Below are 2,606 nucleotides of genomic sequence, written 5' to 3' on the forward strand. Positions count from 1 at the left end.
CACTGAAGCAGGCGATCGCTACCTACCTCTAGTTGGAAATAATTGTTGGACTATTGGTAGAAGTAAAGATAATACTTTGTCCTAGCTGATAAATGGATATCCCGCAACCATGTTATGATACAGCAGATGGATACGGGAGATTTTTATCTGATCGATTTAGGTAGTCGTAATGGTTCTTTTGTAAATGGCCGTCGTGTTAGCATTCCTGTTACTTTAAAAGATGCGGACGATCTACTATTTGGTCAAACAGAACTAGAATTTCGTTGCCCTGACCTAGAAATAGATATAGAATCCGCTATAGATATTGATTCTCAAGACTTTACAGCAACCTTGCATGTTCGTCGCTTAATTTCAGTGATGGTGATGGATATCCGAGATTTTACAGTTCTGACTAGAAAACTTGATGAGAGGGTATTATCTGAAGTGATTGGTAGTTGGTTTCGGCAAGCAGGAGATATTATTAGGAATAATGGCAGTTGGGTGGATAAGTATATTGGTGATGCAATTATGGCTGTTTGGTTTCATGGAGCTGAGGGAGTCAGGATCACAGAAATGCTAGGTATTTTTCAGGCTCTGAAAGATTTACATGAAGTGACAGAGGAATTAAGTAAGACCTATCCTTTGCCTTTTCCCCTGAGAGTGGGAGCAGGAATAAATACGGGTTATGCAATGGTAAGTAATGCTGGTAGTAGTGAACGCTCTGATTATACGGCTTTAGGAGATACTGTCAATGCAGCATTTCGTCTTGAATCATCTACGAAAGAAATTGGCATGGATATAGCTTTGGGAGAAGGCACTTATAAGCATATTTCCAATCTAGCAAATGTTCATCAAGTATTCAAGCAGTATAAAGTACATCTGAAAGGCTATGATATTCCAAGCACAACTTACGCAGGTACTTTTAATAATCTCAACAATTTCTTGGGCTAAAAATTGTTATTTAAAAAAAATCAAACCAAAATTCTTTAAGTTTGAACTGTACTGTAGGGAATAAGTCCACAGACTCTGACAATAAAGTGTTTGATATCGGGACTTTAGGAAAAAATAAGTTAAAAATAAGGTCAAAAACCTTACTACTGTATAAGCTTTTTAGCGTGAATTAACCGTTTTATTGATATATACAGGTTTTACCAGGTTATGCTAGGCAAACAGCTATTTTGAGCAAATCAAGTTATTTCCCTTGCTACTACTGGGTTTGAAGCAATTGCGGTGTGAAAAATCTCAAAGTACCGATATACGAAGTAAATGCCAGCGCAGAAAACCATCTCACATATTTAGACATATTTAGTATCTAGGCTGGATATGTCTTTTAGGTTTAATTTTATGTATAATAAAAGTTATACATAAATATAGTCATATATAGTCAAGTAACGTCAAATATCTTCGTTGATTTATACAAGCATAGCTACTAAATATTTGACAAAATTTAATAACTCCAAGGCCAAAGGTTTAATAGTATAATGAAATTGGCACTTGAGTTTCAGACCAAATAATCAGAACAATTCCGAAATCCTCGAATCCTAATATAATTTTAACCCCTTGATTTATGAGATTAGTTGAGAGACATATCCCATACAAAAAATCATCGGTTTTATCCTGAAATTGACCGACTGTGTTTCTTGTTTAAAAATCTCTATAACTATTCTAATTATTTAGTTCGTCAGTCTTTTATATTTGAAAAGACTTATCTTTCTTATTATGACCTGCTGCGTACACTATCTACTCAATCAGATTATCAAGCAATTCCAGAATCGAGTATCTCAACAAATATTGATGATATTAGATAGAAACACCGAAGAGTTTTTTAGCAGCGAATGAAGTTTATAAACAGAACCCATCAAAGTTTAATGCTCGTCCTCGTATTCCGAAATATAAAAAAAAATAACAGGCAGAAATCTTGTAGTTTATACGACACAAGCTATCAGCAAAAAACCATTAAAACAAGGAATTATTAATCCTAGTAAAACAGGGATTTATCTAAAAACATTAGTACCTACTTCACACTCTTAAACAAGTTCGTCTCGTCCCGAGACTTAACCATTATATAATTGAGGTGATTTATGAGAAATGTGAAAAACAGTTGCGAATAGAGAAAAATCGTTGTGCCAGTATTGATATAGGATTAAACAATCTAGCTACATTAACTTTTAATAAGCGCCGGAATAAAACCACTCTTGATAAATGGCAGACCGTTAAAATCTATCAATCAATACTATAACAAAGTGAAAAGCTTCCTAAAATCTCAACTCCAGGAAAATAGATCGAGCAAAAGACTGAAAAAATTTTGCAATAAAAGAGAATTTGCTCATCAATGACCCAATACGCGTATTGCATCTCGTTTAATTATTGATACTCTAATTAATCAGATGCAGAGGAACTGTGATAATTGGGCACAATGAAGAGTGGAAGCAGAAGATAAGTTGAGGGAAAAGAAACAATCAAAATTTGGAAAGTGTTTCCTATAACAAGTTAATTGAAATGTTATCTTATAAAGCCAAGATGGTAGGCATAAATGTAATTCTTACAGAAGAATCTTATGCCTGTGCATCAAGTTTTATAGATAATGATTTGATTCCTGTTTACAAGAAAGGTGAGAAAAATCAAGA

2 protein-coding genes and 1 pseudogene are annotated in these 2,606 nt (G+C 34.0%); all 3 read left to right on the forward strand.

The features are described from left to right. Nucleotides 1-114 precede the first annotated feature (114 nt). Nucleotides 115-930, forward strand: a complete 816-nt coding sequence (locus F6K22_RS38285) for an FHA domain-containing protein (protein WP_483244200.1) — start codon at nt 115-117, stop codon at nt 928-930. A gap of 626 nt (nt 931-1,556) precedes the next feature. After that, complete coding sequence (locus tag F6K22_RS38290) at nt 1,557-1,787, forward strand: hypothetical protein (RefSeq protein ID WP_293110118.1); 231 nt, start codon at nt 1,557-1,559, stop codon at nt 1,785-1,787. A 652-nt stretch (nt 1,788-2,439) separates the two neighbouring features. Next, a pseudogene (locus F6K22_RS42775) lies at nt 2,440-2,606 on the forward strand (RNA-guided endonuclease TnpB family protein); the annotation flags it as partial.

The organism is Okeania sp. SIO2F4 (genome assembly GCF_010672385.1).
Lineage (GTDB): Bacteria > Cyanobacteriota > Cyanobacteriia > Cyanobacteriales > Microcoleaceae > Trichodesmium.